Raw genomic sequence first — 23,357 nt, 5'->3', positions numbered from 1 at the left:
AACTTGCAGATTGTCACAGCAGGTAAGAAGATCTAAAACCGTCCACCATGTCTCCGAACATGTGTCCACCATGTCTCCGGTACATACACCCGGAGGGAGAGGGGGCCGATCCGGGAATATTCTAGTAATACACCGACCTGAAAGGGGTCTACCGAATCCATAATCGACTCGGTCTCTCGGGTCGATGTATGACGCACCACACCTCAGTCAGCCCCCTCTCCCGGAGGGGGAGAGGGGCCGATCCGGGAATTTTAATAATACGCCGACCTGAAAATGCTTTGCCGAATCCATAGTCGACTCGGTATTGCAGGTCGATGTATGACGCACCACACCTCAGTCAGTCCCCTCTCCCTCCGGGAGAGGGTTAGGGTGAGGGGCTTTTCAAGCTTTTGGCTTATCATTAAGCCCTGACGACGCTCACCCAAAGGCTCCCCCGGCATGCTGGCAATCTTCCTCGAAACCTTGAACATCACCGCGCCGGTGTTCGCCATGCTGTTCCTCGGGGTGTTGCTCAAGCGCATCGACTGGATCAACGACAACTTCATCCACACCGCCTCGGCGCTGGTGTTCAACGTCAGCATGCCGGCGCTGCTGTTTCTCGGGATTCTGCATGCGGATCTGCACGCCGCACTGCAACCGGCGCTGCTGATCTATTTTGCGATCGCGACGCTGGTGAGTTTTGCCCTGGCCTGGGGCTGGGCGATCATCAAGTGCCCGCGTGAAGATCGCGGTATCTACACCCAGGGTGCGTTTCGCGGCAACAACGGGGTGATCGGTCTGGCGCTGGCGGCGAGCATGTACGGCGACTACGGGATTTCCCTCGGGGCGATTCTCGCGGCGCTGGTGATCCTGTTTTACAACACGCTGTCGACCATCGTGCTCGCGGTGTACAGCCCGGTGATCAAGTCCGATCCGTGGAGCATCTGCAAAAGCGTGTTCAGCAACCCGCTGATCATCAGCGTGATTGCCGCCGCGCCGTTCGCGTATTTCCAGATCAGCCTGCCGGGCTGGCTGGAAACCTCCGGCCAGTATCTGGCGCAAACCACTTTGCCGCTGGCGCTGATCTGCATTGGTGGCACGCTGTCACTGGCGGCGCTGCGCAAGAGCGGCAGCATGGCGCTGAGTTCGAGTCTGGTGAAGATGATCGGCCTGCCGGTGCTGGCGACGCTGGGGGCGTGGTTGTGGGGCTTTCGTGGCGCAGAGCTGGGGATTCTGTTTCTGTACTTCGGCAGCCCGACGGCGGCGGCCAGTTTCGTCATGGCCCGGGCGGCGCAGGGCAATCATGAGCTGGCAGCGGCGATCATTGTGCTGACCACGCTGATGGCGGCGGTGACCACCAATATCGGGATCTTTCTGTTGCAGTGGGGTGGGTGGATCTAGCCTGAGACTCGGGTTGCTCCTGCGGGCCTCTTCGCGAGCAAGCCCGCTCCCACAGGTTTTTGTGTTGTTAATCAGATTTCAACAACACCAAAGAACCCTGTGGGAGCGGGCTTGCTCGCGAAGGCGTCAGTCCTTTCACTCAGGTTTCTGGTAACTGTCGATCACTTCCTGCGCCGCGCGAAACGCATCAATCGCCGCCGGCACCCCGGCGTACACCGCGCAATGCAGCAGCGCCTCGCGAATCTCCTCGACCGTGCAGCCATTGTTCAGCGCACCGCGCACGTGGCCCTTCAATTCCTGCGGGCACTTCAATGCGGTCAGCGCTGCAAGGGTAATCAGGCTGCGGGTTTTCAGCGGCAGACCTTCGCGATTCCACACGCCGCCCCAGGCGTGTTCATTGACGAAATCCTGCAACGGCTGAGTGAATTCGGTGGCGTTGCCCAAGGCGCGATCAACGAACGCATCACCCATTACCTGACGGCGGATTTCAACCCCGGTTTTCTGCGAATCGGTCATGGCACATCCCTCTTGTGGTGTTGGCGGCGCCAGGCGCGTACGGACGTGAACAACAGAAACGCCAGCAGCGTCGGCAGCACGTAGAACAGCATCAGTTTTTCCAGTTTGCCGGCCAGCGGCATGCCGGTGGTGAACGACACCACGTGCAGTCCGTAAGCCGCGTACAAACCGAGCAACAGCAGACCCTCGGCGCGGGTCACACGGTAGCCGGAATAGAACACCGGCAGGCACAGCGCGGCGACGCCGAGCATCACCGGCAAGTCGAAATCCAGCGCGTTGGGCGAGACCGACAACGGCGTCGGCGCAATCAACGCAGTGACCCCGAGCACCCCGAGCAGGTTGAACAGGTTGGCGCCAATCACGTTGCCCACGGCGATATCGCGTTGCCCGCGCAATGCCGCGATCAGCGAGGTGGCGAGTTCCGGCAGCGAGGTGCCGACCGCAACCACCGTCAGACCGATCACCCGTTCGGAGAAGCCCAGATCGGTCGCCACCGCCACCGCTGCGCCGAGCAGCAAATGCCCGGCGAACACCAACAGCGCCAGGCCGACAACGATCATCAGCAGACTGCTGAACCACGGCACCTGCGGAGGTTGTGGCGATTCCGAATGCGGGCGCGCCGAGTGCCGCGACTGGCGCAGCAACAGGCCCAGATACAACGCCAATGCCGCGAGCAACAGCACGCCGTCGAAGCGGCCGATCTGTTCATTCCAAGCGAGGACGAACACCAGCAGGCTGGCGCCGATCATCAGTGGAATATCCAGGCGCACCAGTTGCCGCGACACCCGCAGCGGAATGATCAGCGCCGACAGGCCGAGGGTCACGAGGATGTTGAAGATGCTGCTGCCGATCACGCTGCCGACGGCAATGTCGGGGTTGTGCGCCAGGGTCGCTTGCAGGCTGACCGCCATCTGCGGGGCGCTGCTGCCGAGGGCGACGATGGTCAGGCCGATGATCAGCGGCCGCACATGCAGGCGCGCGGCCAGACGCACCGCGGCGCGCACCATCAGTTCGGCGCCGAGGATCAGCAGGATCAGGCCGCTAAGCAGCTCGATCACCTTGATCAGTGGTAGGTCGGCTAGAGCAAAAATGGTCAGCGCTCCATCAGTCGTCGAGGGCCTGTATGCGCACCCGTGCGGTGCCGCTACCGAGCATGCCGAGGTGTTCGGCGGCTTCACGCGAGACATCGATCAAGCGGCCACGGGTGTGCGGGCCACGATCGTTGATGCGCACAACGCAGGATTTGTCGTTTTTCAGGTTGGTGACCTTCACCCGGGTGCCGAATGGCAATTGGCGGTGGGCGGCGGTCAGGGAATGCTGGTTGAACGGCTCGCCACTGGCGGTGCGCTTACCGTGGTGCCTGGCACCGTAGTAGGAGGCGACGCCGGTCTGGTCGTAACCGTGCGGGTCGATGATGTCGTTGCTGGCGCAACCGGCGAGCAAGGAGAGCAGGGCGCAGGCGCCGAGCAGACGTTTCATTCAAAGGCTCCACAAAACAAATGTGGAAACAACCCAATGTGAAGATCAGCTTCTGTGGCGAGGGGATTTATCCCCGATGGCGCGCGCAGCGCCCCCAAATTCCAGATACAGAAGAATTGGGGCCGCTTCGCAGCCCATCGGGGATAAATCCCCTCACCACAAAACCCCTTCAGCCATGGATTGTTCCCACAGGGGATGGAGCCAGGCTTCAGGTCTGGCCCCATTTGCATCAGCCTTCGAGCTTGCTTTTCAGCAGTTCGTTCACTTGCTGCGGGTTGGCTTTGCCTTTCGAAGCCTTCATGGCCTGACCGACAAAGAAGCCGAACATCTTGCCGCGCTTGGCTTCGTCTGCCGCACGGTATTGTTCGACCTGCTCGGCGTTGGCCGCGAGCATTTCGTCCAGCACCGCGGAGATCGCGCCGCTGTCGGTCACTTGCTTCAGACCGCGCTTGTCGATGATCTCGTCCGCCGTGCCTTCGCCGTTGGCCATCGCTTCGAACACCACTTTGGCGATCTTGCCGGAGATGGTGTTGTCCTTGATGCGCTGCAGCATGCCGCCCAACAGTTCAGCGGAAACCGGCGACTCGTCGATGTCCAGGCCTTGCTTGTTGAGCAGGCTGCCCAACTCGACCATCACCCAGTTCGCCGCCAGTTTGGCGTCGCCGCCGATGGCTGCGACCTTCTCGAAGTAGTCCGCTTGCTCACGGCTGGTAGCCAGCACGTTGGCGTCGTAGGCCGACAGACCGAACTGGCTCTGGAAGCGCTCGCGTTTTTGCGGTGGCAGTTCCGGCAGGGTAGCGCGCACCTCGCCGAGGAACGACTCTTCGATGACCACTGGCAGCAGGTCCGGGTCGGGGAAGTAACGATAGTCGTTGGCTTCCTCTTTGGAGCGCATCGGACGGGTCTCGTCCTTGTTCGGATCGTACAGACGGGTCTGCTGGATCACTTTGCCGCCGTCTTCGATCAGCTCGATCTGCCGCTGGATCTCGGAGTTGATGGCCTTCTCGATGAAGCGGAACGAGTTGACGTTCTTGATCTCGCAGCGGGTGCCGAACTCGACCTGGCCTTTCGGGCGGACCGAGACGTTGCAGTCGCAACGCAGCGAACCTTCGGCCATGTTGCCGTCGCAGATGCCCAGATAACGTACCAACGCGTGGATCGCCTTGACGTAAGCCACGGCTTCCTTGGCGCTGCGCATGTCCGGCTCGGAAACGATTTCCAGCAGCGGCGTGCCGGCACGGTTCAGGTCGATGCCGGTGGCACCGTTGAATTCTTCGTGCAGACTCTTGCCGGCGTCTTCTTCCAGGTGCGCGCGGGTGATGCCGACACGTTTGACGGTGCCGTCTTCCAGCGCGATGTCCAGGTGGCCCTTGCCGACGATCGGCAATTCCATCTGACTGATCTGGTAGCCCTTCGGCAGGTCCGGGTAGAAGTAGTTTTTGCGGGCGAACACGTTGTGCTGACCGATCTCGGCGTCAATCGCCAGACCGAACATCACCGCCATGCGCACCGCTTCCTGGTTCAGCACCGGCAATACGCCGGGCATGCCCAGGTCGATCAGGCTGGCCTGGGTGTTCGGCTCGGAGCCGAACTGGGTGGAACTACCGGAAAAGATTTTCGACCGGGTAGTGAGCTGAGTGTGAATCTCCAGCCCGATCACGACTTCCCATTGCATGTGTGTCTCCTCAGAAGCCGGTTGGGGTGCGGGTGTGCCAGTCAGTGTTCAACTGATACTGATGGGCAACGTTCAACAGGCGACCTTCCTGGAAATACGGCGCAAGCAACTGCACGCCCACCGGCAGACCGTCGACAAAACCGGCCGGCATCGACAGGCCCGGCAGGCCCGCGAGGTTGGCGGTGATGGTGTAGACGTCTTCCAGATAGGCAGCGACCGGATCGCTGTTCTTCGCGCCGAGTTTCCAGGCCGGGTTCGGCGTGGTTGGGCCGAGGATGATGTCGACTTCATTAAAGGCCGCCATGAAGTCGTTCTTCACCAGACGACGGATCTTCTGCGCTTTCAGGTAGTAGGCGTCGTAGTAACCGGCGGACAGCGCGTAGGCGCCGACCATGATCCGGCGCTGCACTTCCGGCCCGAATCCTTCGCCACGCGAGCGTTTGTACAGGTCGATCAGGTTTTCCGGGTTCTCGCAGCGATGGCCGAAGCGCACGCCGTCGAAACGCGACAGGTTCGAGGAGGCCTCGGCTGGCGCGATCACGTAGTACGCAGGAATCGCGTGCTGCATGTTCGGCAGGCTGATTTCCTTGATCACGGCACCGAGCTTCTGCAGCTCTTTGATGCTGTTCTGGATCAGCTCGGCGATGCGCGGGTCGAGACCGGCGCTGAAGTATTCCTTCGGCACGCCGATGCGCAGGCCCTGCAGCGAAGTGTTGAGGCTGGCGGAGTAATCCGGAACCGGCTCATCGATGCTGGTGGAGTCGTTCTGGTCGAACCCGGCCATACCTTGCAACAAAATCGCGCAGTCTTCGGCCGTACGCGCCAACGGGCCACCTTGGTCGAGGCTGGAGGCGTAAGCGATCATGCCCCAGCGCGAAACACGACCGTACGTCGGTTTCAGGCCTGTGAGGTTGGTGAATGCAGCGGGCTGACGGATCGAACCACCGGTATCGGTGGCCGTGGCCGCCGGCAACAGACGAGCGGCAACCGCCGCCGCCGAACCACCGGACGAACCACCCGGCACGTGTTCCAGGTTCCACGGGTTTTTCACCGCACCGTACCAGCTCGACTCGTTGGCCGAACCCATGGCGAATTCGTCCATGTTGGTCTTGCCCAGGGTCACGGCGCCGGCAGCGGCCAGTTTCGCGACCACGGTGGCGTCGTACGGGGCCTTGAAGTTGTCGAGCATCTTCGAACCGCAGCTCGTGCGGATGCCCTGGGTGCAAAACAAGTCCTTGTGGGCGATCGGCGCACCGAGCAGGGCGCCGCTCTCACCGTTGGCCCGGCGTGCATCGGCGGCTTTCGCCTGCTCGAGTGCCAGCTCTTCGGTGAGGCTGATGAAACTGTTGAGCTGCGGATCGAGCTGGGTAATACGCGCCAGCAGGACTTTGGTCAGCTCTTCGGAGGAAAACTTTTTATCGGCGAGACCGCGGGCGATCTCGGCCAGAGTCATTTGATGCATTGCAGGCTCTTTCCCTTTAGTCGATGACTTTCGGAACCAGATACAGGCCGTTTTCGACCGCTGGTGCGATGGACTGATAGGCCTCGCGGTGATTGGTCTCGGTCACGACGTCGGCGCGCAGGCGCTGACTGGCTTCCAGCGGGTGGGCCAAAGGCTCGATACCGTCGGTATCGACGGCCTGCATTTCGTCGACCAGCCCGAGAATGCTGTTGAGGGCGGAAGTAATGTGCGGAAGATCGGCATCATTCAGGCCAAGGCAGGCCAGATGTGCGATTTTTTCCACGTCGGAGCGTTCTAGCGCCATCGGGATTCTCCAGTGGAAAACAGAACGGACGGCGTCCGTGTGTTAGATTGTCGGAACACTACCGCACTTCTACGGTCATAAGGCCGCGATTGTGGGGCTTGGTGCACAGAAAAGCGGCCAATTTAACATATTGGCGCCTTGCCCAAAATCCCTGTCGTTGTTAGAGTTTGCCGCACTTTTTTACCCACGCGTTGCCTAGGGTCCCTTTCCCATGTTCAAGAAACTGCGTGGCATGTTTTCCAGCGATCTTTCCATTGACCTGGGCACTGCCAACACCCTTATTTACGTGCGCGAGCGCGGTATCGTCCTGAATGAGCCATCGGTTGTGGCCATTCGGACACACGGTAACCAGAAAAGTGTCGTTGCTGTCGGCACCGAAGCCAAGCGCATGCTCGGCCGTACGCCGGGCAACATTGCTGCCATTCGTCCGATGAAGGACGGCGTGATCGCCGACTTCAGCGTCTGCGAAAAGATGCTGCAATACTTTATCAACAAGGTTCACGAAAACAGCTTTCTGCAGCCCAGCCCTCGTGTGCTGATCTGCGTTCCATGCAAATCCACCCAGGTTGAGCGTCGTGCCATCCGTGAATCGGCCCTCGGTGCCGGTGCCCGTGAAGTGTTCCTGATCGAAGAGCCGATGGCTGCTGCGATCGGTGCCGGCCTGCCGGTTGAAGAAGCACGCGGTTCGATGGTCGTCGATATCGGTGGTGGTACCACTGAAATCGCGCTGATCTCCCTGAACGGTGTGGTCTACGCCGAATCCGTCCGCGTGGGCGGCGACCGCTTCGACGAAGCGATCATCACCTACGTACGCCGCAACTACGGCAGCCTGATCGGTGAATCGACTGCCGAGCGCATCAAGCAGGAAATCGGTACGGCCTACCCGGGCGGCGAAGTTCGCGAAGTCGACGTTCGCGGTCGCAACCTGGCCGAAGGCGTTCCACGTGCATTCACCCTGAACTCCAACGAAGTGCTGGAAGCTCTGCAAGAGTCCCTGGCCACTATCGTTCAGGCGGTGAAAAGCGCGCTGGAGCAATCGCCGCCGGAACTGGCTTCCGACATCGCCGAGCGTGGCCTGGTGCTGACCGGTGGTGGCGCGCTGCTGCGTGACCTCGACAAGTTGCTGGCCCAGGAAACCGGTCTGCCGGTGATCGTTGCCGAAGATCCGCTGACCTGTGTTGCTCGCGGCGGTGGCCGTGCATTGGAAATGATGGACAAGCACACCATGGACCTGCTCTCCAGCGAATAAGCGCCGGTTTGCAATACGTGGGTGAGCGCACAGGCAGCACTTTGCAGTGCTGCCTGTTGGCGTTTATCTTCTGTCAGTCTTCATCCAGGCCGGTTTGATGCCGTATGAATAAACAGAACATTTGCCTGGGAGGAGCGGCTTATTAAACCGCTTTTCGCCAAAGGCCCTTCGTTGGGTGTGCGCCTGTTGGTGCTGGCCGTGCTGTCGGTCGCGCTGATGGTGGTCGATGCCCGCTTCGACCTGCTCAAACCCGCGCGCAAACAAGCGTCGCTGGTGTTGATGGACGCCTACTGGATCACCGACCTGCCCGGACGGCTGTGGGAAGGGATCGCCAGTCAGTTCGGCAGCCGCACCGAGCTGGTCGCCGAAAACGAAAAACTCAAGACCGAGAACCTGCTGTTGCAGGGGCGCATGCAGAAGCTTGCCGCCCTTACCGAGCAGAACGTGCGGCTGCGCGAGTTGCTCAATTCCTCCGCACTGGTCAACGAAAAGGTCGAAGTGGCCGAGTTGATCGGCATGGACCCCAATCCCTTCACCCATCGCATCATCATCAATAAAGGTGAGCGCGATGGCGTGGTGCTCGGTCAGCCGGTGCTCGATGCACGCGGTCTGATGGGCCAGGTGGTCGAGTTGATGCCGTACACCTCCCGGGTGCTGCTGCTGACCGACACCACTCACAGCATTCCTGTGCAGGTGAACCGTAACGGTCTGCGGGCGATTGCCAGCGGCACCGGCAACCCGGAACGTCTGGAACTGCGGCATGTTGCCGATACCGCTGACATCAAGGAAGGCGATCTGCTGGTCAGCTCCGGCCTGGGTCAGCGCTTCCCGGCCGGTTATCCGGTGGCGACGGTCAAGGAAGTCATCCACGATTCCGGCCAGCCGTTCGCAATTGTCCGCGCGGTGCCGACCGCTGCGTTGAACCGCAGCCGTTATCTGCTGCTGGTGTTCAGTGACAACCGCACCGCCGAAGAGCGCGCCAACGATGCGGCGCAGGCCCAGGAAAATCTCGATGCGCAGGGCGGTGGCCCGATGCTTCCGGCCACGGTGCCGAAAGTCGTCAACACACCGGCTGCCGCTGCAGCGCCAGCCGCCCCGGCAGCACCGGCCGCTGCGGCCAGCACCACGCCGGCCAAACCTGCTGCGAGCAAACCCGCTGCGGCCAAGCCTGCGGCGGCGGCCAAACCGCCAGCATCCCAGCCTGCTGCGCGTCCGGCGGCGAAACCGCCCGCCACTGCGCCGGGCAACACAGGGAGACAAGAATAATGGTCGGCGCTACCGCTTCGCGTAACGGCTGGATTGTCTGGCTGACTTTTGTCTTCGGCATCCTGCTCAGCGTTTCACCGCTGCCGATGTTCATGGAAATCCTGCGTCCCCTCTGGCTGGCCTTGCTGCTGACTTTCTGGGCGTTGTACATGTCGCATACGGTCGGCATGGTCACCGCGTTCTGCCTGGGGTTGGCCGAAGACGTGCTGCAGGGCGATCTGCTTGGCCAGAATGCCTTGATCCTGACGCTGATCACCTTCCTCGTGCTGTCGTTGCAGCAGCGTCTGCGGATGTTCCCGATGTGGCAGCAATGCCTGGTGATCCTGGTGATCTTCGGCCTCGCTCAACTGGTGCAGCTGTGGCTCAGCGCCTTGACCGGCAATCGTCAGCCCACCCTGGCGCTGGTACTGCCGGCACTGGTCAGTGCCTTGCTCTGGCCTTGGGTCAGCTTCGCTTTGCGTGGATTGCGCCGGCGCTACAAAATCAACTGATTCGGTCAGGCATGTGCCCGCACCTCGACAAGGGAGATGTCTTGATGAAGCCGCTTTACCTCGCCTCTGGTTCGCCGCGTCGGCGTGAGTTGCTCACGCAGATCGGCGTGCCGTTTTCCGCCATCAGTGCGGACATCGATGAAACCCCGCTCCCTGAAGAATCGCCCTCGGCCTATGTCGAACGCCTGGCGCGTGGCAAAGCCGAGGCCGGTCGACGCACGCTGGTGTCCGACGCGGCATTTTGCGTTCTGGGCGCAGATACCGCGGTGGTGCTCGACGGCAAAATTCTTGGCAAACCGGTGGACGAAGCCGATGCATGCGCCATGCTGATGATGTTGTCCGGCAAGGAGCATGAAGTGCTGACCGCCATCGCCGTGCTCGAAGGCGAGCGCTGTGAGTCGCGCGTGGTGCGCAGTCTGGTGCGGTTCCGCCCGATCAGCCGCGAAGAAGCGGCGGCCTACTGGGCCAGTGGCGAACCCCGGGACAAGGCTGGCGGTTATGGCATTCAGGGCCTCGGCGCGGTGTTTGTCGCCGGGCTCAATGGCAGCTATTCGGCGGTGGTCGGGCTGCCGGTTTGCGAAACCGCAGAACTGTTGGGCCATTTCGGCATACCCTGTTGGCAAAACCTGAACGCGCAATGAGCGTCGTACGAATCAAGATGCGGCCATTATCGTGAACATGCCTGAACGAGACCCTGCCATGAGTGAAGAGATTCTGATCAACATCACGCCGATGGAATCGCGCGTGGCGGTGGTCGAAAACGGTGTGCTGCAAGAAGTCCATGTCGAGCGCACGCAAAAACGCGGGATCGTCGGCAACATCTATAAGGGCAAGATTGTCCGGGTGCTGCCGGGCATGCAGGCGGCATTCGTCGACATCGGTCTGGATCGTGCGGCATTCATCCATGCCTCGGAAATTTCTTTGCGCGAAGGCCCGGCGGTGGAAAGCATCAGCGCGCTGGTGCACGAAGGGCAGAGCCTGGTGGTACAGGTGACCAAGGATCCGATCGGTTCCAAGGGCGCGCGCCTGACCACGCAGCTGTCGATTCCGTCGCGCTATCTGGTGTACATGCCGCGCACCGCCCACGTCGGCATTTCCCTGAAAATCGAAGACGAAGCCGAGCGCGAGCGCCTCAAGCAGGTGGTCAGCGATTGTGTGGCCAAGGAAGGAATCAAAGAGGCCGGTGGCTTCATCCTGCGTACCGCCGCCGAAGGTGCCGGGGCCGATGAGATTCTCATGGACATCCGCTACCTGCGCCGCCTGTGGGATCAGATCAATGCGCAGATCCAGACCATCGGCGCGCCGAGTGTGATCTACGAAGACCTCGGTCTGGCCCTGCGCACGTTGCGCGATCTGGTCAGCCCGAAGATCGAGAAAATCCGCATCGATTCCCGGGAAACGTTCCAGAAAACCACGCAGTTCGTCGCCGAACTGATGCCGGAGATTGCCGATCGTCTGGAGCACTATCCGGGCGAGAGGCCAATTTTCGACCTGTATGGCGTCGAAGACGAAATCCAGAAAGCCCTCGAGCGCAAAGTGCCGCTCAAGTCCGGCGGCTATCTGGTGGTCGATCCGGCGGAAGCCATGACCACCATCGACGTCAACACCGGCGCGTTTGTAGGCCATCGCAATCTCGAAGAAACCATCTTCAAGACCAACCTCGAAGCCGCCACCGCGATTGCCCGGCAGATGCGCCTGCGCAATCTGGGTGGGATCATCATCATCGACTTCATCGACATGGAAGATGAAGAGCATCAACGCCAGGTGCTGCGCACCCTGGAAAAACAGCTCGAACGTGATCACGCCAAGACCAACATCATCGGCATCACCGAGTTGGGCCTGGTGCAGATGACCCGCAAGCGCACCCGTGAAAGCCTTGAGCAAGTGCTGTGCGAACCGTGCAGCAGTTGCCAGGGCCGGGGCAAGCTGAAGACCCCGGAAACCATCTGTTACGAGATTTTCCGCGAGATTCTGCGCGAAGCCCGCGCCTATCAGGCCGAAGGTTACCGGGTGCTGGCGAACCAGAAAGTGGTGGACCGTTTGCTCGATGAAGAATCCGGTAACGTCGCCGAGCTTGAAGGGTTTATCGGCCGCACCATACGCTTTCAGGTCGAAACCATGTATTCCCAGGAACAATATGACGTGGTGCTGCTCTGAACCCCTGCAGCACAACTAATCCACAACGGCTGGCCTCAGCTTTCAGTAGTTTTTTTGCCATGGGAGCCAACTGACATGGAGCGTCTGACACGCATTTTGGCCGCACTGACCCGCTGGGGGCTGGGCCTGTGCGCGTTGGTTCTGGTGTTGATGGCGTTCTACGTCAGCCTCGGTCGGGAACTGACGCCACTGGTGGCGGAATACCGCACCGATATCGAAGACAAGGCCACGGCTGCGCTTGGCATGCCGTTGCAGATCGGCGAGCTGGAAGGCAACTGGAGCGGCTTCGCGCCGATTCTGCTGGCCCACGATGTGATGGTCGGTGACGGCGCCAATGCCTTGCGTCTGGATCGGGTGCGCGTGGTGCCTGACCTCTGGGCCAGTCTACTGTCGCGCGAAGTGCGTATCGCCCATCTGGAATTGAACGGCCTGAAGATCAGTGTCAAAGAAGCACAGGACGGCACCTGGGCGCTGGAAGGCCTGCCGGTGCAGAACGATCAGCCGCTGGATCCCGAACAATTGTTCAAGCGCTCGCAGATGGTTCAGCAACTGTCGGTGCTCGACAGTCAGGTGACCGTGCAGCCGCTGGATCAGGCGCCGATGACCTTTACGTATGTCGGCCTCAATCTGAAAACCGGCAGCAGCCGTCAGCGTCTTGATGCTCGTCTGACCTTGCCCGACGGGCAACCGGTGGCGATGAGCCTGCGTACACGGATTCGCCCCTCTCAATTGCCGGACAGTTCGCTGGAGGGTTATGTCAGCCTGCCGCAAAGCGATTGGTCGAAGTGGCTGCCGGAGCGTTTGACCCAACAGTGGAATTTTTCCGAGATCAAGGCTGGCGGCGAGCTGTGGGTGAACTGGAACGACGGCGCTCTGCAAAGCGCCGCCATCCGTTTGAACGCACCACAGGTGACCGGCGCTTATGCCGAGCGCAAGCCGATCAAGATCAGCAATCTGGCGCTCAACGGCTATTACCAGCGCGATGACGAGGGCGCGATTGTCACTCTCGATTCGCTGGCGATGAACTTCGGCGAGACCCGCTGGGAATCCCATGTGCAGCTCAAGCAGACGGTGGCCACCGATAAAACCGATGAGTTGTGGCACTTGCAGGCCGACCGCCTCGACCTGACACCGATCACGCCGTTGCTCAATGCGCTGGGGCCGTTGCCCGAAAACGTCGCTACGGTCGTCGACCACCTGAAGGTGACGGGTGGACTGCGCAACGTGCTGCTGGATTTTCGTCCCAATGCCACCGACGGCTCGAAATTCGGCTTTGCGGCCAACCTCGATAATGTCGGTTTCGATGCCTATCACGGTGCCCCGGCGGCGCGAAACGTCAGTGGCAGCCTCAGCGGCAACCTCGACGGTGGCGAGTTGCGCCTGGACAGCAAGGATTTCGTCCTGCACCTCGACCCGATCTTCGCCAAGCCATGGCAATACATCCAGGCCAATGCCCGACTGACCTGGAAGCTCGATAAAGAAGGTTTCACCCTGATCGCGCCGTACCTGAAAGTGCTGGGCGAAGAGGGCAAGATTGCCGGCGACTTCCTGATCCGCCTGCACTTCGACCATAGCCAGGAAGACTACATGGACCTGCGCGTCGGGCTGGTCGATGGCGATGGTCGCTACACCGCCAAATACCTGCCCGAAGTCTTGAGCCCGGCCCTCGACGAGTGGCTGCGTACAGCGATCCTCAAGGGCGCCGTGGATCAGGGCTTCTTCCAGTACCAGGGTTCGCTGAGCAAAAACGCCAAGGACGTGGATCGCAGCATCAGCCTGTTCTTCAAGGTGCATGACGCCGAGCTGGCGTTCCAGCCGGGCTGGCCGCACGTGAGCAAGGTCAGCGGCGATGTGTTCATCGAGGACAGCGGCGTGCGCATCGTGGCCGACAAGGGCCAGTTGCTCGACACCCAGGTCAGCGACGTTTTCGTCAACATTCCCCATGTGCCGGCCGGGCAACCTACCCATCTGTTGCTCGACGGCGGATTTGCCGGCGGGCTGGGCGATGGCCTGAAAATTCTCCAGACCGCGCCGATCGGTACCGGCGAAACCTTTGCCGGCTGGGAAGGCGAGGGCGATTTGCAGGGCAAGGTCAAACTCGACATTCCGCTGGAAAAGGGCGATCTGCCGAAGATCCTCGTCGATTTCAAAACCGCCAATGCGCGCCTGAAACTGGCCGAGCCGAAGCTGGAACTGAGCCAGCTCAAGGGCGATTTCCGTTTTGACAGCGCCAAGGGGCTGAGCGGGCAGAACATCGCCGCCAGGGCCTTCGACAAGCCGGTGACCGCGCAGATTTTCGCTGATGGCAGCCCGAACAAGCTCAAGACTCGGGTCGCGGCTTCCGGGCAGGTCGAGGTCAAGAAGCTCACTGACTGGCTGGGCGTGACTCAGCCGTTGCCGGTGTCCGGGACCCTTCCGTATCAGTTGCAGGTCAACCTTGACGGCACTGACAGTCAGCTCACTGTCAGCTCCAGCATGAAAGGCGTGGCAGTGGATCTGCCGGCACCGTTTGGCATGTCGGCCGAGCAGGGTCGTGACACGGTGTTCCGCATGACGTTGCAAGGTGCGGAGCGGCGTTACTGGGTCAACTACGATCAGCTGGCGAGCTTCACCTTCGCCGCGCCGCCGAGCAATATCGCCGATGGTCGCGGTGAGCTGTTCCTCGGTACGGGCGACGCCGTACTGCCGGAGGCCAAGGGCTTGCGCATTCGCGGTGTGCTGTCGGAGCTGGACGTCGCGCCGTGGCAGGATCTGGTCAGCAAATACGCCGGCAACGATCCGGGCGGCAGTGCCAAGCAATTGCTCAACAGTGCCGACTTCAAGGTGGGCAAGCTCACCGCCTTCGGCACCACGCTGGATCAGGCTGCTGTACAGGTCAATCGCAAGCCATGGGCGTGGAATCTGGCGCTCGAAAGCCAGCAGGCCAAGGGTTCGGCCAGCCTGCCCGATGCCAAGGGCGCGCCGATCGCGGTCAATCTGCAATACGTACGTCTGCCGGCGCCGGATCCGACGGTGCAGGCTGACGAGAATTCGCCTGATCCGCTGGTTTCGGTCGACCCGACCAAGATTCCCGCGCTGGATATCACCATCAATCAGTTGTTTCTGGGCCAGGATCTGGTGGGCGGCTGGTCGCTCAAGGTTCGACCGACGGCCAAAGGCATTGCCCTGAACAATCTCGATATGGGCCTCAAGGGCATTCTGTTGCAGGGCAATGGCGGCTGGGAAGGGGCGCCGGGTTCGACCAACAGCTGGTTCAAGGGCCGGATCAGCGGCAAAAACCTTGCCGATGTGCTCAAGGGCTGGGGCTTTGCGCCGAGCGTGACCAGTGAAGAGTTCCACATGGATGTCGATGGCCGCTGGCCGGGCTCGCCGGCATGGCTGGCAACCAAGCGCTTCTCCGGCACGCTGGATGCCTCGCTCAATAAAGGTCAGTTCGTTGAAGTGGAGGGCGGCGCGCAGGCGTTGCGGGTGTTTGGCCTGCTCAACTTCAACTCCATCGGCCGTCGCCTGCGTCTGGACTTCTCCGACTTGTTTGGCAAAGGCTTGAGCTACGATCGGGTCAAGGGCCTGTTGGTGGCTAATAACGGCGTGTATGTCACCCGCGAGCCGATTCGTCTGACCGGTCCTTCGAGCAATCTTGAGCTGGACGGTACGCTGGATCTGGTCGGCGATCAGGTCGACGCGAAATTGCTGGTGACCTTGCCGGTGACCAACAACCTGCCGATTGCCGCGTTGATCGTCGGCGCGCCGGCGGTCGGCGGGGCGTTGTTCCTGATCGACAAGCTGATCGGCGACCGCGTGGCACGCTTCGCCAGCGTCAAGTACACCGTCAAAGGCCCGTGGAAAGAGCCGAAAATCACCTTCGACAAGCCTTTTTGAACAGCCACATCCCAGGCCTATGGAGTAGCATGGCCGCATACCTGTTACGGAGTGCGCCATGTCTTTAGCGGTGATTCAAATGGTCAGCCAGAGCGATGTGCTGGCCAATCTGGCGCAGGCTCGACGCCTGCTCGAACAGGCTGCGGCCAGCGGCGCGAAGCTGGCAGTGCTGCCGGAAAACTTCGCGGCCATGGGCCGTCGCGACATCGCCGATATCGGCCGCGCCGAAGCGCTCGGCGAAGGGCCGATCCTGCCATGGTTGAAACAGACCGCCCGCGACCTCAAGTTATGGATAGTGGCCGGCACCTTGCCGTTGCCACCGCTCGGGCAACCGGACGCCAAGTCCCACGCCTGCTCGCTGCTGGTCAACGATCAGGGTGAAACCGTGGCGCGGTATGACAAGCTGCACCTGTTCGATGTCGATGTGGCGGACAATCGCGGGCGGTACCGTGAATCCGATGACTATGCTTATGGCAGTGGCGTGGTGGTCGCGGACACGCCGGTTGGCCGAGTTGGCCTGACCGTATGCTACGACCTGCGCTTTCCGGAGCTGTACAGCGAATTGCGCGCTGCCGGGGCCGAGTTGATTACCGCCCCATCGGCCTTCACCGCAGTGACCGGTGCGGCGCATTGGGACGTGCTGATTCGCGCCCGGGCCATCGAGACTCAGTGTTACGTATTGGCGGCAGCACAGGGCGGGACCCACCCGGGACCGCGTGAGACCTTCGGTCATGCGGCGATTATCGATCCGTGGGGCCGGGTGCTGGCGCATCAGGATCAAGGCGAAGCGGTGTTGCTGGCCGCTCGCGACAGTGATGAACAAGCGTCTATCAGGGCGCGAATGCCGGTGACGAATCATCGGCGGTTTTTCTCGCAGGGCGCCCAGCGGCCTGCTTCAGAACATGAATTTAAGGCGTAAACCTATGAGCGAGTTGTTGTCCTCAGTCAGTGATCACCTGTTGGCGCCCGGCGGCGTGACCATCGAGAGCCTGCAAGGCGTGCTCGGCGATCTGGCAGGCCCGGGCATCGATGCTGCCGACCTGTATTTCCAGGGCCAGATCTCTGAGTCGTGGTCGCTGGAGGACGGTATCGTCAAGGAAGGCAGCTTCAACCTCGACCAAGGTGTTGGCGTGCGTGCGCAGTCCGGCGAGAAAACCGGTTTTGCCTACAGCAACGCGATCACCCTCGAAGCCCTGGGCGCTGCCGCCCGTGCCGCCCGCTCGATCTCCCGCGCCGGGCAGAACGGCACGGTGCAGGCGTTCAGCACTCAGGATGTCGCGCAGTTGTATGCGCCGGACAATCCGCTGGAAGTGCTGAGCCGCGCCGAGAAAGTCGAGCTGCTCAAGCGCATCGACGTCGCCACCCGCGCCCTCGATCCACGGATTCAGCAGGTCAGCGTGAGCATGGCCGGGGTCTGGGAACGGATTCTGGTGGCGTCCACCGACGGAGGCCTGGCCGCTGATGTGCGTCCGCTGGTACGTTTCAACGTCAGCGTGATCGTCGAGCAGAATGGCCGTCGCGAGCGCGGCGGACATGGCGGCGGCGGGCGTACCGACTACCGTTATTTCCTCGCCGAAGACCGTGCCATGGGCTATGCCCGTGAAGCACTGCGTCAGGCGCTGGTGAATCTGGAAGCGATTCCGGCACCGGCCGGCACCTTGCCTGTCGTCCTCGGTTCGGGCTGGTCCGGCGTGCTGCTGCACGAAGCGGTCGGTCACGGTCTGGAAGGCGACTTCAACCGCAAGGGCAGTTCGGCCTACAGCGGGCGGATGGGCGAAATGGTTGCCTCCAAGCTCTGCACCATTGTCGATGACGGCACGTTGAGCGGTCGTCGCGGCTCGCTGAGCGTCGACGACGAAGGCACTCCGACCGAGTGCACCACGCTGATCGAGAACGGCGTGCTCAAAGGTTACATGCAGGACAAGCTCAATGCGCGTCTGATGGGCGTGGCCCGTACCGGCAACGGTCGTCGCGAGTCCTACGCGCATCTGCCGATGCCGCGCATGACCAACACCTACATGCTCGGAGGCGAGAGCGATCCGGCGGAAATCATCGCGTCGGTGAAGAAGGGCATCTACTGCGCCAACCTTGGCGGCGGTCAGGTCGACATCACCAGCGGCAAGTTCGTGTTCTCCACCAGTGAGGCGTACCTGATCGAGGACGGCAAGATCACCGCGCCGGTCAAGGGCGCGACGTTGATCGGCAACGGCCCCGAGGCGATGAGCCGGGTGTCGATGGTCGGTAACGATCTGGCGCTGGACAGCGGTGTGGGCACGTGCGGCAAGGACGGGCAGTCGGTGCCGGTGGGTGTCGGTCAGCCGACGCTGAAGATCGATGCGATTACCGTGGGTGGCACGGGCGCATAAAAAGAGGTGGAGCTGCGGGTGGCGCGCAGGGCGGCCACCCGATGGCGAGTATCAACGCAGGCCGCGTTGCGTATCGTCCAGCTCACGGATGTACTTGAAGATCTTGCGGCTGGAAGCAGGAGGTTTGTTTTGCGCAACCTCGTGCTGAGCCTGACGGATCAGGGAACGCAGTTGCTGGCGATCGGCGTCGGGGTATTCGACGACGAATTTCTCCAGCACGGCATCGTCACCGGCGATCAGGCGGTCACGCCAGCGTTCGAGGTTGTGGAAACGCTCGTTGTACTGACGGGTGGAGGCATCGAGTTGATCGAGCAGGACCAGAATCGCGTCAGTGTCCTGATCGCGCATCAGTTTGCCGATGAACTGCAGGTGCCGTTTACGCGCGATGTTCGCGGTGTGCTTCGGCGCATCAGCCAGGGCCCGGCGCAAGGCGTCGGTCAATGGCAGTTTTGCCTGCAAGTCGGGCTTGAGTGTTGTAAGGCGCTCGCCAAGGTCAACCAGAGCATGCAGCTCGCGTTTGACCTGAGATTTGCTTTTTTCTCCCGTATCGAGGGAGTCGTCGTAAGAATCAACCATGGTGGCAGTCCGCAAAGAAACGCCGCCATGATAACCAGTCGGGGGCCGCTTGTCCGGCCCGGTCGCTCGATGACCCCAGCCGAAAGTAGAATTTGAGTGGAGATGAGCATGAGTGCAGTTCAAAGCGTCGGCCCGCAAGCATTGCCGGCACTGCAGGAACAGGTCGAGCAGATCATCGCCGAAGCCAAGCGTCAGGGCGCCAGTGCCTGCGAAGTCGCGGTGTCGCTGGAGCAGGGTTTGTCGACGTCGGTGCGTCAGCGTGAGGTCGAGACGGTCGAATTCAATCGCGACCAAGGCTTTGGCATCACCTTGTATGTTGGCCAGCGAAAAGGCTCGGCAAGCACCTCCGCCACCGGGCCGGACGCGATTCGTGAAACCGTTGCCGCTGCACTGGCGATCGCCAAACATACCTCTGAAGACGAAGCCTCGGGCCTCGCCGATGCCGCGCTGATGGCCAGGGATGTGCAGGATTTCGACCTGTTCCACGAATGGGACATCACCCCGGAGCAGGCCATCGAGAAGGCGTTGCTCTGTGAAGCCGCCGCGTTCGACGCCGATGCGCGAATCAAGAACGCCGACGGCACCACCCTCAGCACCCATCAGGGCTGCCGTGTATATGGCAACAGCCACGGTTTCATCGGCGGTTACGCGTCGACCCGGCACAGCCTGAGCTGCGTGATGATCGCCGAAGCCGACGGCCAGATGCAGCGCGATTACTGGTATGACGTCAATCGTCAGGGCAGCCTGCTGGCGGATCCGGTGAGCATCGGCCAGCGTGCCGCGCAACGCGCCGCGAGCCGTCTGGGCGCGCGTCCGGTGCCGACCTGCGAAGTGCCGGTGCTGTTTTCCGCCGAGCTGGCGGGCGGGTTGTTCGGCAGTTTCCTGTCGGCGGTGTCCGGCGGCAGCCTGTACCGCAAATCGTCGTTTCTCGAAGGCACTTTGGGGCAGAAGCTGTTTCCGGAATGGCTGACCATCGACGAGCGTCCGCACCTGATGCGCGCCATGGGCAGTGCGTCCTACGACGGCGATGGTCTGGCCACTTACGCCAAGCCGTTCGTCGAGAAGGGCGAACTGGTGTCGTACATCCTCGGCACGTACTCCGGGCGCAAACTCGGCATGCCGAGCACCGCCAACGCGGGTGGCGTGCACAACCTGTTCGTCACTCACGGTGACGAAGACCAGGCGGCGCTGTTGAAGCGCATGGGCCGTGGGCTGCTGGTCACCGAATTGATGGGCCATGGCTTGAACATGGTCACCGGCGATTATTCGCGCGGGGCGGCGGGTTTCTGGGTCGAAAACGGCGAAATCCAGTTCGCGGTGCAGGAAGTGACCATCGCCGGCAACATGCGCGACATGTTCAAGCAGATCGTCGCGGTCGGTAATGATCTGGAGCTGCGCAGCAATATTCGCACGGGTTCGGTGTTGATCGAGCGGATGACTGTCGCGGGCAGCTAAGCCCCAGCGGTCAGACAAGAAAGGCGCGCCACCTCATCGGGTGGCGCGCCTTTTTTCTTGGCTCCACACAAAACCTTGTGGGAGCGAGCCTGCTCGCGAAAGCGGCCGACCCCAGCGGTGACTGACACGACGCCTTCGCGAGCAGGCTCGCTGCCCCGATGAAGTCTGTGTAATCAGGCGCTCTTGTTTTGGTTCTCATTATCATATAATAATAAATCTCATCTCCGAACGAGTCCCGGATCATGAGTTCTGCCTTGCACGAGCAGCCGTACCTCGAAAGCTGGCGCTGGATGAGTCGACAGATCCGTTGCGCGATGGATCCTGACGAACCACGCCTGATCGAACATTACCTGGCCGAAGGCCGTTATCTGGCCTGCTGTACGGCGACTTCCCCGTGGACCATCGCTGAAACCTCCTTCCGTCTGCTGCTCGACACAGCCACCGACATCGCGTTGCCGTGGCACTGGCGCAGCCTGTGTCTCGATCAAGCCTGGCGTCCGTTGCGTGAAATGGAGCGCCTGTCGCTGTGCAACTGCCGGCTCCAGCGCTGGCAGCGCTACACCTGGCAACTGGCGACCTGCGAGTTGCTTCCCTCGATTCCTCTCATTGAATTAGTCCAAGGATTTACCGATGACCAAGACTCGTATTGAGCGTGACAGCATGGGCGAACTGCACGTGCCGGTGGACGCTCTCTACGGCGCGCAGACCCAGCGCGCAGTGGATAACTTCCCGATCAGTGGCAAGCCGATGCCAACGCAATTCATTCGCGCGCTGATCCTCGCCAAAGCCGCCGCGGCGCGGGCCAACGTCGAACTCAACCAGCTCAGCGCCGGCCAGGGCAAGGCCATCAGCGATGCCGCCCAAGGCCTGCTCGAAGGCGATTTCATGCAGCATTTTCCGGTGGATATCTTCCAGACCGGCTCCGGCACCAGCTCCAACATGAACGCCAACGAAGTGATCGCGACCCTCGCCAGCCGCCTGCTCGATGAACCGGTCAACCCGAACGATCACGTCAACTGCGGCCAGAGCAGCAACGACATCATTCCGACCACCATCCACGTCAGCGCCGCCCTGGCGTTGCACGAACAACTGCTGCCGGCGCTGTTGCATCTGGTGCAGGTCATCGAAAACAAAGCCGATCAGGTGCACCACCACGTCAAAACCGGCCGCACGCACTTGATGGACGCGATGCCGGTGCGCATGAGTCAGGTGCTCAATGGCTGGGCGCAACAGCTCAAGGCCAACATCGGTCATCTGCAGGACTTGCTGCCGAGCCTGCAATCGCTGGCGCAGGGCGGTACGGCGGTCGGTACCGGGATCAACGCGCACCCGGAGTTTGCCAAGCGTTTCAGTCGCCAGCTCAGCCAACTGACGAACGTGCAATTCACTCCGGGCAAGGATCTGTTCGCCCTGATCGGCTCGCAGGACACCGCCGTCGCCGTCTCCGGTCAGCTCAAGGCCACCGCCGTGTCGCTGATGAAAATCGCCAACGACCTGCGCTGGATGAACTCCGGTCCGCTCGCCGGCCTTGGCGAGATCGAGCTGGAAGCCCTGCAACCGGGTTCGTCGATCATGCCGGGCAAGGTTAATCCGGTGATTCCGGAAGCTACTGCGATGGTCGCTGCGCAAGTGATCGGCAACGATTCGGTGATCACCATCGCCGGCCAGTCGGGCAACTTCGAACTGAACGTGATGCTGCCGATCATCGCCCAGAACCTGCTCAGCAGCATTGAGCTGCTGGCCAATGCCAGCCGCCTGCTCGGTGATAAGGCGATTGCCAGCTTCAAGGTCAACGAGTCGCGGCTCAAAGAAGCGCTGTCGCGTAATCCGATCCTAGTCACGGCGCTCAACCCGATCATCGGCTATCAGAAAGCCGCCGAAATCGCCAAGCAGGCCTACAAGCAGGGCCGCCCGGTGATCGACGTCGCGCTGGAGCACACCGACCTGTCGCGCAGCCAACTGGAAGAGTTGCTCAACCCCGAGAAACTCACCGCCGGCGGCGTGTAAACCCCGCAACCGCTTTGGAGGCTCACCATGGAGCACTGGAAACGCACGATCGAACGGGCCAATCGCTGCTTCATGTTGGGCGAGCTGATTGATGCCCGTGAAGCTTATCTGCAAGCCCTGGCCCTGGCGCAAGTGCTATTCGAGCGCTGGGCCGATGCCGACGAAGCGGTGGCGGCCTGCGTCATCTCCCACCACAACCTGGCGGATCTGCACCTGCGCCTGAATCAACCGGAGGAGAGCGCCGAATACCTTTGCGCGATTCATCAACGGCTGTTGCAGACCATGCAGGACGAGCGCCTGCGTCCGGCCCTGCGGGAAGCGGCGTTGCGCCAGAGCAGCAAGACCTACGTCGAACTGCTGAATTTCATCAGCGAACACGGCGAATACCCGCGCACCCAGCGCCTGCTGCACCCGGACACCGGCAATGCACGCCGCGCCTCAGTCTCACATCACCATGGAGTCCACTGAAATGGCTTTTACCTTGCCTGCCTTGCCTTACGCCTACGATGCCCTGGAACCGCACATCGATGCGCAAACCATGGAGATCCACTACACCAAGCACCACCAGACCTACATCAACAACCTCAATGCCGCCGTCGAAGGCACTGAGTACGCCGAATGGCCGGTGGAAAAACTGGTCGCCAGCGTTCAGCAGTTGCCGGAAAAACTCCGCGCGGCGGTGATCAATCAGGGTGGCGGGCATGCCAACCATTCGCTGTTCTGGGAAGTCATGGTGCCCAACGGCGGTGGTAAGCCGGACGGCGCGCTGGCCAAGGCCATCGAGGCGCAACTGGGCGGCCTCGACAGCTTCAAGGAAGCCTTCACCAAAGCCGCGTTGACCCGTTTCGGCAGCGGCTGGGCCTGGCTCAGCGTGACCCCGGAGAAAAAACTGGTCGTGGAAAGTAGCGGCAATCAGGACAGCCCGTTGATGAACGGCAACACGCCGATTCTCGGTCTGGATGTTTGGGAACACGCCTATTACCTGCGTTATCAGAACCGTCGCCCGGAATACATCAACGCGTTCTACAACGTGATCAACTGGCCGGAAGTTGCTGCGCGCTACCAGGCTGCACTGGTTTAAGTCTTCTATAAAAA

At 61.4% G+C, this 23,357-nt stretch carries 21 protein-coding genes; 14 read left to right on the top strand and 7 right to left on the bottom strand.

The features are described from left to right. Positions 1 to 438 precede the first annotated feature (438 nt). The gene (locus tag J1G18_RS22460; protein WP_134785438.1) at positions 439 to 1,380 is read left to right on the top strand and encodes an AEC family transporter; all 942 of its coding nucleotides are present in this window, start codon (positions 439 to 441) and stop codon (positions 1,378 to 1,380) included. A 135-nt stretch (positions 1,381 to 1,515) separates the two neighbouring features. Here J1G18_RS22460 and J1G18_RS22455 read toward each other — a convergent pair whose 3' ends face one another. From J1G18_RS22455 to gatC, 6 genes are all read right to left on the bottom strand, one after another. Further along, positions 1,516 to 1,896: a carboxymuconolactone decarboxylase family protein gene (locus J1G18_RS22455; protein ID WP_003221648.1), complete on the bottom strand. Its 381-nt coding sequence runs from the start codon at positions 1,894 to 1,896 to the stop codon at positions 1,516 to 1,518. After that, entirely contained in the window at positions 1,893 to 2,954 is a 1,062-nt protein-coding gene (locus tag J1G18_RS22450) for a calcium/sodium antiporter (protein ID WP_135294958.1), read from the bottom strand. Before J1G18_RS22450 ends, J1G18_RS22455 begins: the two co-directional genes overlap by 4 nt. Before the next feature lie 46 nt (positions 2,955 to 3,000). Next, positions 3,001 to 3,375: a septal ring lytic transglycosylase RlpA family protein gene (locus J1G18_RS22445; protein WP_210558899.1), complete on the bottom strand. Its 375-nt coding sequence runs from the start codon at positions 3,373 to 3,375 to the stop codon at positions 3,001 to 3,003. A gap of 229 nt (positions 3,376 to 3,604) precedes the next feature. Continuing rightward, the gene (gatB, locus tag J1G18_RS22440; protein WP_007961565.1) at positions 3,605 to 5,050 is read right to left on the bottom strand and encodes an Asp-tRNA(Asn)/Glu-tRNA(Gln) amidotransferase subunit GatB; all 1,446 of its coding nucleotides are present in this window, start codon (positions 5,048 to 5,050) and stop codon (positions 3,605 to 3,607) included. A gap of 10 nt (positions 5,051 to 5,060) precedes the next feature. Next, positions 5,061 to 6,512, bottom strand: a complete 1,452-nt coding sequence (gene gatA, locus J1G18_RS22435) for an Asp-tRNA(Asn)/Glu-tRNA(Gln) amidotransferase subunit GatA (protein ID WP_097090387.1) — start codon at positions 6,510 to 6,512, stop codon at positions 5,061 to 5,063. A 16-nt stretch (positions 6,513 to 6,528) separates the two neighbouring features. Further along, on the bottom strand, positions 6,529 to 6,816 hold the full coding sequence (gatC, locus tag J1G18_RS22430; protein WP_003221657.1) for an Asp-tRNA(Asn)/Glu-tRNA(Gln) amidotransferase subunit GatC: 288 nt from the start codon (positions 6,814 to 6,816) through the stop codon (positions 6,529 to 6,531). Positions 6,817 to 7,027: 211 nt separating this feature from the next. Here gatC and mreB point away from each other — a divergent pair, with 211 nt between their 5' ends. From mreB to tldD, 8 genes are all read left to right on the top strand, one after another. Then, a complete protein-coding gene (gene mreB, locus J1G18_RS22425) occupies positions 7,028 to 8,065 on the top strand; it encodes a rod shape-determining protein MreB (protein ID WP_002555108.1) in 1,038 nt (345 codons plus the stop codon). 141 nt (positions 8,066 to 8,206) lie between these two features. Beyond that, the gene (mreC, locus tag J1G18_RS22420; RefSeq protein ID WP_223008496.1) at positions 8,207 to 9,331 is read left to right on the top strand and encodes a rod shape-determining protein MreC; all 1,125 of its coding nucleotides are present in this window, start codon (positions 8,207 to 8,209) and stop codon (positions 9,329 to 9,331) included. After that, the gene (gene mreD / locus J1G18_RS22415) at positions 9,331 to 9,822 is read left to right on the top strand and encodes a rod shape-determining protein MreD (RefSeq protein WP_223008494.1); all 492 of its coding nucleotides are present in this window, start codon (positions 9,331 to 9,333) and stop codon (positions 9,820 to 9,822) included. Before mreC ends, mreD begins: the two co-directional genes overlap by 1 nt. Positions 9,823 to 9,866: 44 nt before the next feature. After that, positions 9,867 to 10,463, top strand: a complete 597-nt coding sequence (locus tag J1G18_RS22410) for a Maf family protein (RefSeq protein ID WP_210558900.1) — start codon at positions 9,867 to 9,869, stop codon at positions 10,461 to 10,463. A 58-nt stretch (positions 10,464 to 10,521) separates the two neighbouring features. Beyond that, positions 10,522 to 11,979 carry a ribonuclease G gene (rng, locus tag J1G18_RS22405; RefSeq protein WP_007961585.1) on the top strand — a complete coding sequence of 486 codons (1,458 nt, stop codon included), beginning with the start codon at positions 10,522 to 10,524 and terminating at the stop codon, positions 11,977 to 11,979. 75 nt (positions 11,980 to 12,054) lie between these two features. Beyond that, on the top strand, positions 12,055 to 15,858 hold the full coding sequence (locus J1G18_RS22400) for a YhdP family protein (protein WP_223008492.1): 3,804 nt from the start codon (positions 12,055 to 12,057) through the stop codon (positions 15,856 to 15,858). A gap of 58 nt (positions 15,859 to 15,916) precedes the next feature. Further along, the gene (locus tag J1G18_RS22395) at positions 15,917 to 16,777 is read left to right on the top strand and encodes a carbon-nitrogen hydrolase family protein (RefSeq protein WP_095139487.1); all 861 of its coding nucleotides are present in this window, start codon (positions 15,917 to 15,919) and stop codon (positions 16,775 to 16,777) included. Between the two features lie 4 nt (positions 16,778 to 16,781). Further along, complete coding sequence (tldD, locus tag J1G18_RS22390) at positions 16,782 to 18,224, top strand: metalloprotease TldD (protein WP_007961588.1); 1,443 nt, start codon at positions 16,782 to 16,784, stop codon at positions 18,222 to 18,224. Positions 18,225 to 18,275: 51 nt separating this feature from the next. Here the strand turns inward: tldD and yjgA are convergent, their stop codons facing one another. After that, positions 18,276 to 18,800: a ribosome biogenesis factor YjgA gene (gene yjgA, locus J1G18_RS22385; protein ID WP_003221672.1), complete on the bottom strand. Its 525-nt coding sequence runs from the start codon at positions 18,798 to 18,800 to the stop codon at positions 18,276 to 18,278. Positions 18,801 to 18,908: 108 nt separating this feature from the next. Between yjgA and pmbA the strand changes: the two genes are divergently transcribed. The 5 genes from pmbA (at position 18,909) to J1G18_RS22360 (ending at position 23,343) form a co-directional block, all read left to right on the top strand. Then, on the top strand, positions 18,909 to 20,255 hold the full coding sequence (pmbA, locus tag J1G18_RS22380; protein ID WP_027610838.1) for a metalloprotease PmbA: 1,347 nt from the start codon (positions 18,909 to 18,911) through the stop codon (positions 20,253 to 20,255). 242 nt (positions 20,256 to 20,497) lie between these two features. Then, entirely contained in the window at positions 20,498 to 20,905 is a 408-nt protein-coding gene (locus J1G18_RS22375) for a hypothetical protein (protein ID WP_027610839.1), read from the top strand. Then, entirely contained in the window at positions 20,886 to 22,262 is a 1,377-nt protein-coding gene (locus J1G18_RS22370) for a class II fumarate hydratase (RefSeq protein WP_223008490.1), read from the top strand. The genes J1G18_RS22375 and J1G18_RS22370 overlap by 20 nt, the downstream gene beginning before the upstream one ends. 27 nt (positions 22,263 to 22,289) lie before the next feature. Continuing rightward, positions 22,290 to 22,730 carry a hypothetical protein gene (locus J1G18_RS22365; protein WP_096795353.1) on the top strand — a complete coding sequence of 147 codons (441 nt, stop codon included), beginning with the start codon at positions 22,290 to 22,292 and terminating at the stop codon, positions 22,728 to 22,730. Between the two features lies 1 nt (position 22,731). Then, the gene (locus tag J1G18_RS22360; protein ID WP_115986705.1) at positions 22,732 to 23,343 is read left to right on the top strand and encodes a superoxide dismutase; all 612 of its coding nucleotides are present in this window, start codon (positions 22,732 to 22,734) and stop codon (positions 23,341 to 23,343) included. Positions 23,344 to 23,357 lie beyond the last annotated feature (14 nt).

The sequence above is a fragment of the Pseudomonas sp. MIS38 genome, assembly GCF_019891575.1.
Taxonomy (GTDB): Bacteria; Pseudomonadota; Gammaproteobacteria; order Pseudomonadales; family Pseudomonadaceae; genus Aquipseudomonas; species Aquipseudomonas putida_A.
Note: the sequence above shows the minus strand (reverse complement) of the source record. Positions and strands in the feature narration are given on the sequence as shown.

Coding starts and splice junctions, on each gene's coding strand:
- J1G18_RS22460 (WP_134785438.1), top strand. CDS start 439: ATGCTGGCAATCTTCCTCGAAACCTTGAACATCACCGCGCCGGTGTTC.
- J1G18_RS22455 (WP_003221648.1), bottom strand. CDS start 1,896: ATGACCGATTCGCAGAAAACCGGGGTTGAAATCCGCCGTCAGGTAATG.
- J1G18_RS22445 (WP_210558899.1), bottom strand. CDS start 3,375: ATGAAACGTCTGCTCGGCGCCTGCGCCCTGCTCTCCTTGCTCGCCGGT.
- gatB (WP_007961565.1), bottom strand. CDS start 5,050: ATGCAATGGGAAGTCGTGATCGGGCTGGAGATTCACACTCAGCTCACT.
- gatA (WP_097090387.1), bottom strand. CDS start 6,512: ATGCATCAAATGACTCTGGCCGAGATCGCCCGCGGTCTCGCCGATAAA.
- gatC (WP_003221657.1), bottom strand. CDS start 6,816: ATGGCGCTAGAACGCTCCGACGTGGAAAAAATCGCACATCTGGCCTGC.
- mreB (WP_002555108.1), top strand. CDS start 7,028: ATGTTCAAGAAACTGCGTGGCATGTTTTCCAGCGATCTTTCCATTGAC.
- mreD (WP_223008494.1), top strand. CDS start 9,331: ATGGTCGGCGCTACCGCTTCGCGTAACGGCTGGATTGTCTGGCTGACT.
- J1G18_RS22410 (WP_210558900.1), top strand. CDS start 9,867: ATGAAGCCGCTTTACCTCGCCTCTGGTTCGCCGCGTCGGCGTGAGTTG.
- rng (WP_007961585.1), top strand. CDS start 10,522: ATGAGTGAAGAGATTCTGATCAACATCACGCCGATGGAATCGCGCGTG.
- J1G18_RS22400 (WP_223008492.1), top strand. CDS start 12,055: ATGGAGCGTCTGACACGCATTTTGGCCGCACTGACCCGCTGGGGGCTG.
- J1G18_RS22395 (WP_095139487.1), top strand. CDS start 15,917: ATGTCTTTAGCGGTGATTCAAATGGTCAGCCAGAGCGATGTGCTGGCC.
- tldD (WP_007961588.1), top strand. CDS start 16,782: ATGAGCGAGTTGTTGTCCTCAGTCAGTGATCACCTGTTGGCGCCCGGC.
- yjgA (WP_003221672.1), bottom strand. CDS start 18,800: ATGGTTGATTCTTACGACGACTCCCTCGATACGGGAGAAAAAAGCAAA.
- pmbA (WP_027610838.1), top strand. CDS start 18,909: ATGAGTGCAGTTCAAAGCGTCGGCCCGCAAGCATTGCCGGCACTGCAG.
- J1G18_RS22375 (WP_027610839.1), top strand. CDS start 20,498: ATGAGTTCTGCCTTGCACGAGCAGCCGTACCTCGAAAGCTGGCGCTGG.
- J1G18_RS22370 (WP_223008490.1), top strand. CDS start 20,886: ATGACCAAGACTCGTATTGAGCGTGACAGCATGGGCGAACTGCACGTG.
- J1G18_RS22365 (WP_096795353.1), top strand. CDS start 22,290: ATGGAGCACTGGAAACGCACGATCGAACGGGCCAATCGCTGCTTCATG.
- J1G18_RS22360 (WP_115986705.1), top strand. CDS start 22,732: ATGGCTTTTACCTTGCCTGCCTTGCCTTACGCCTACGATGCCCTGGAA.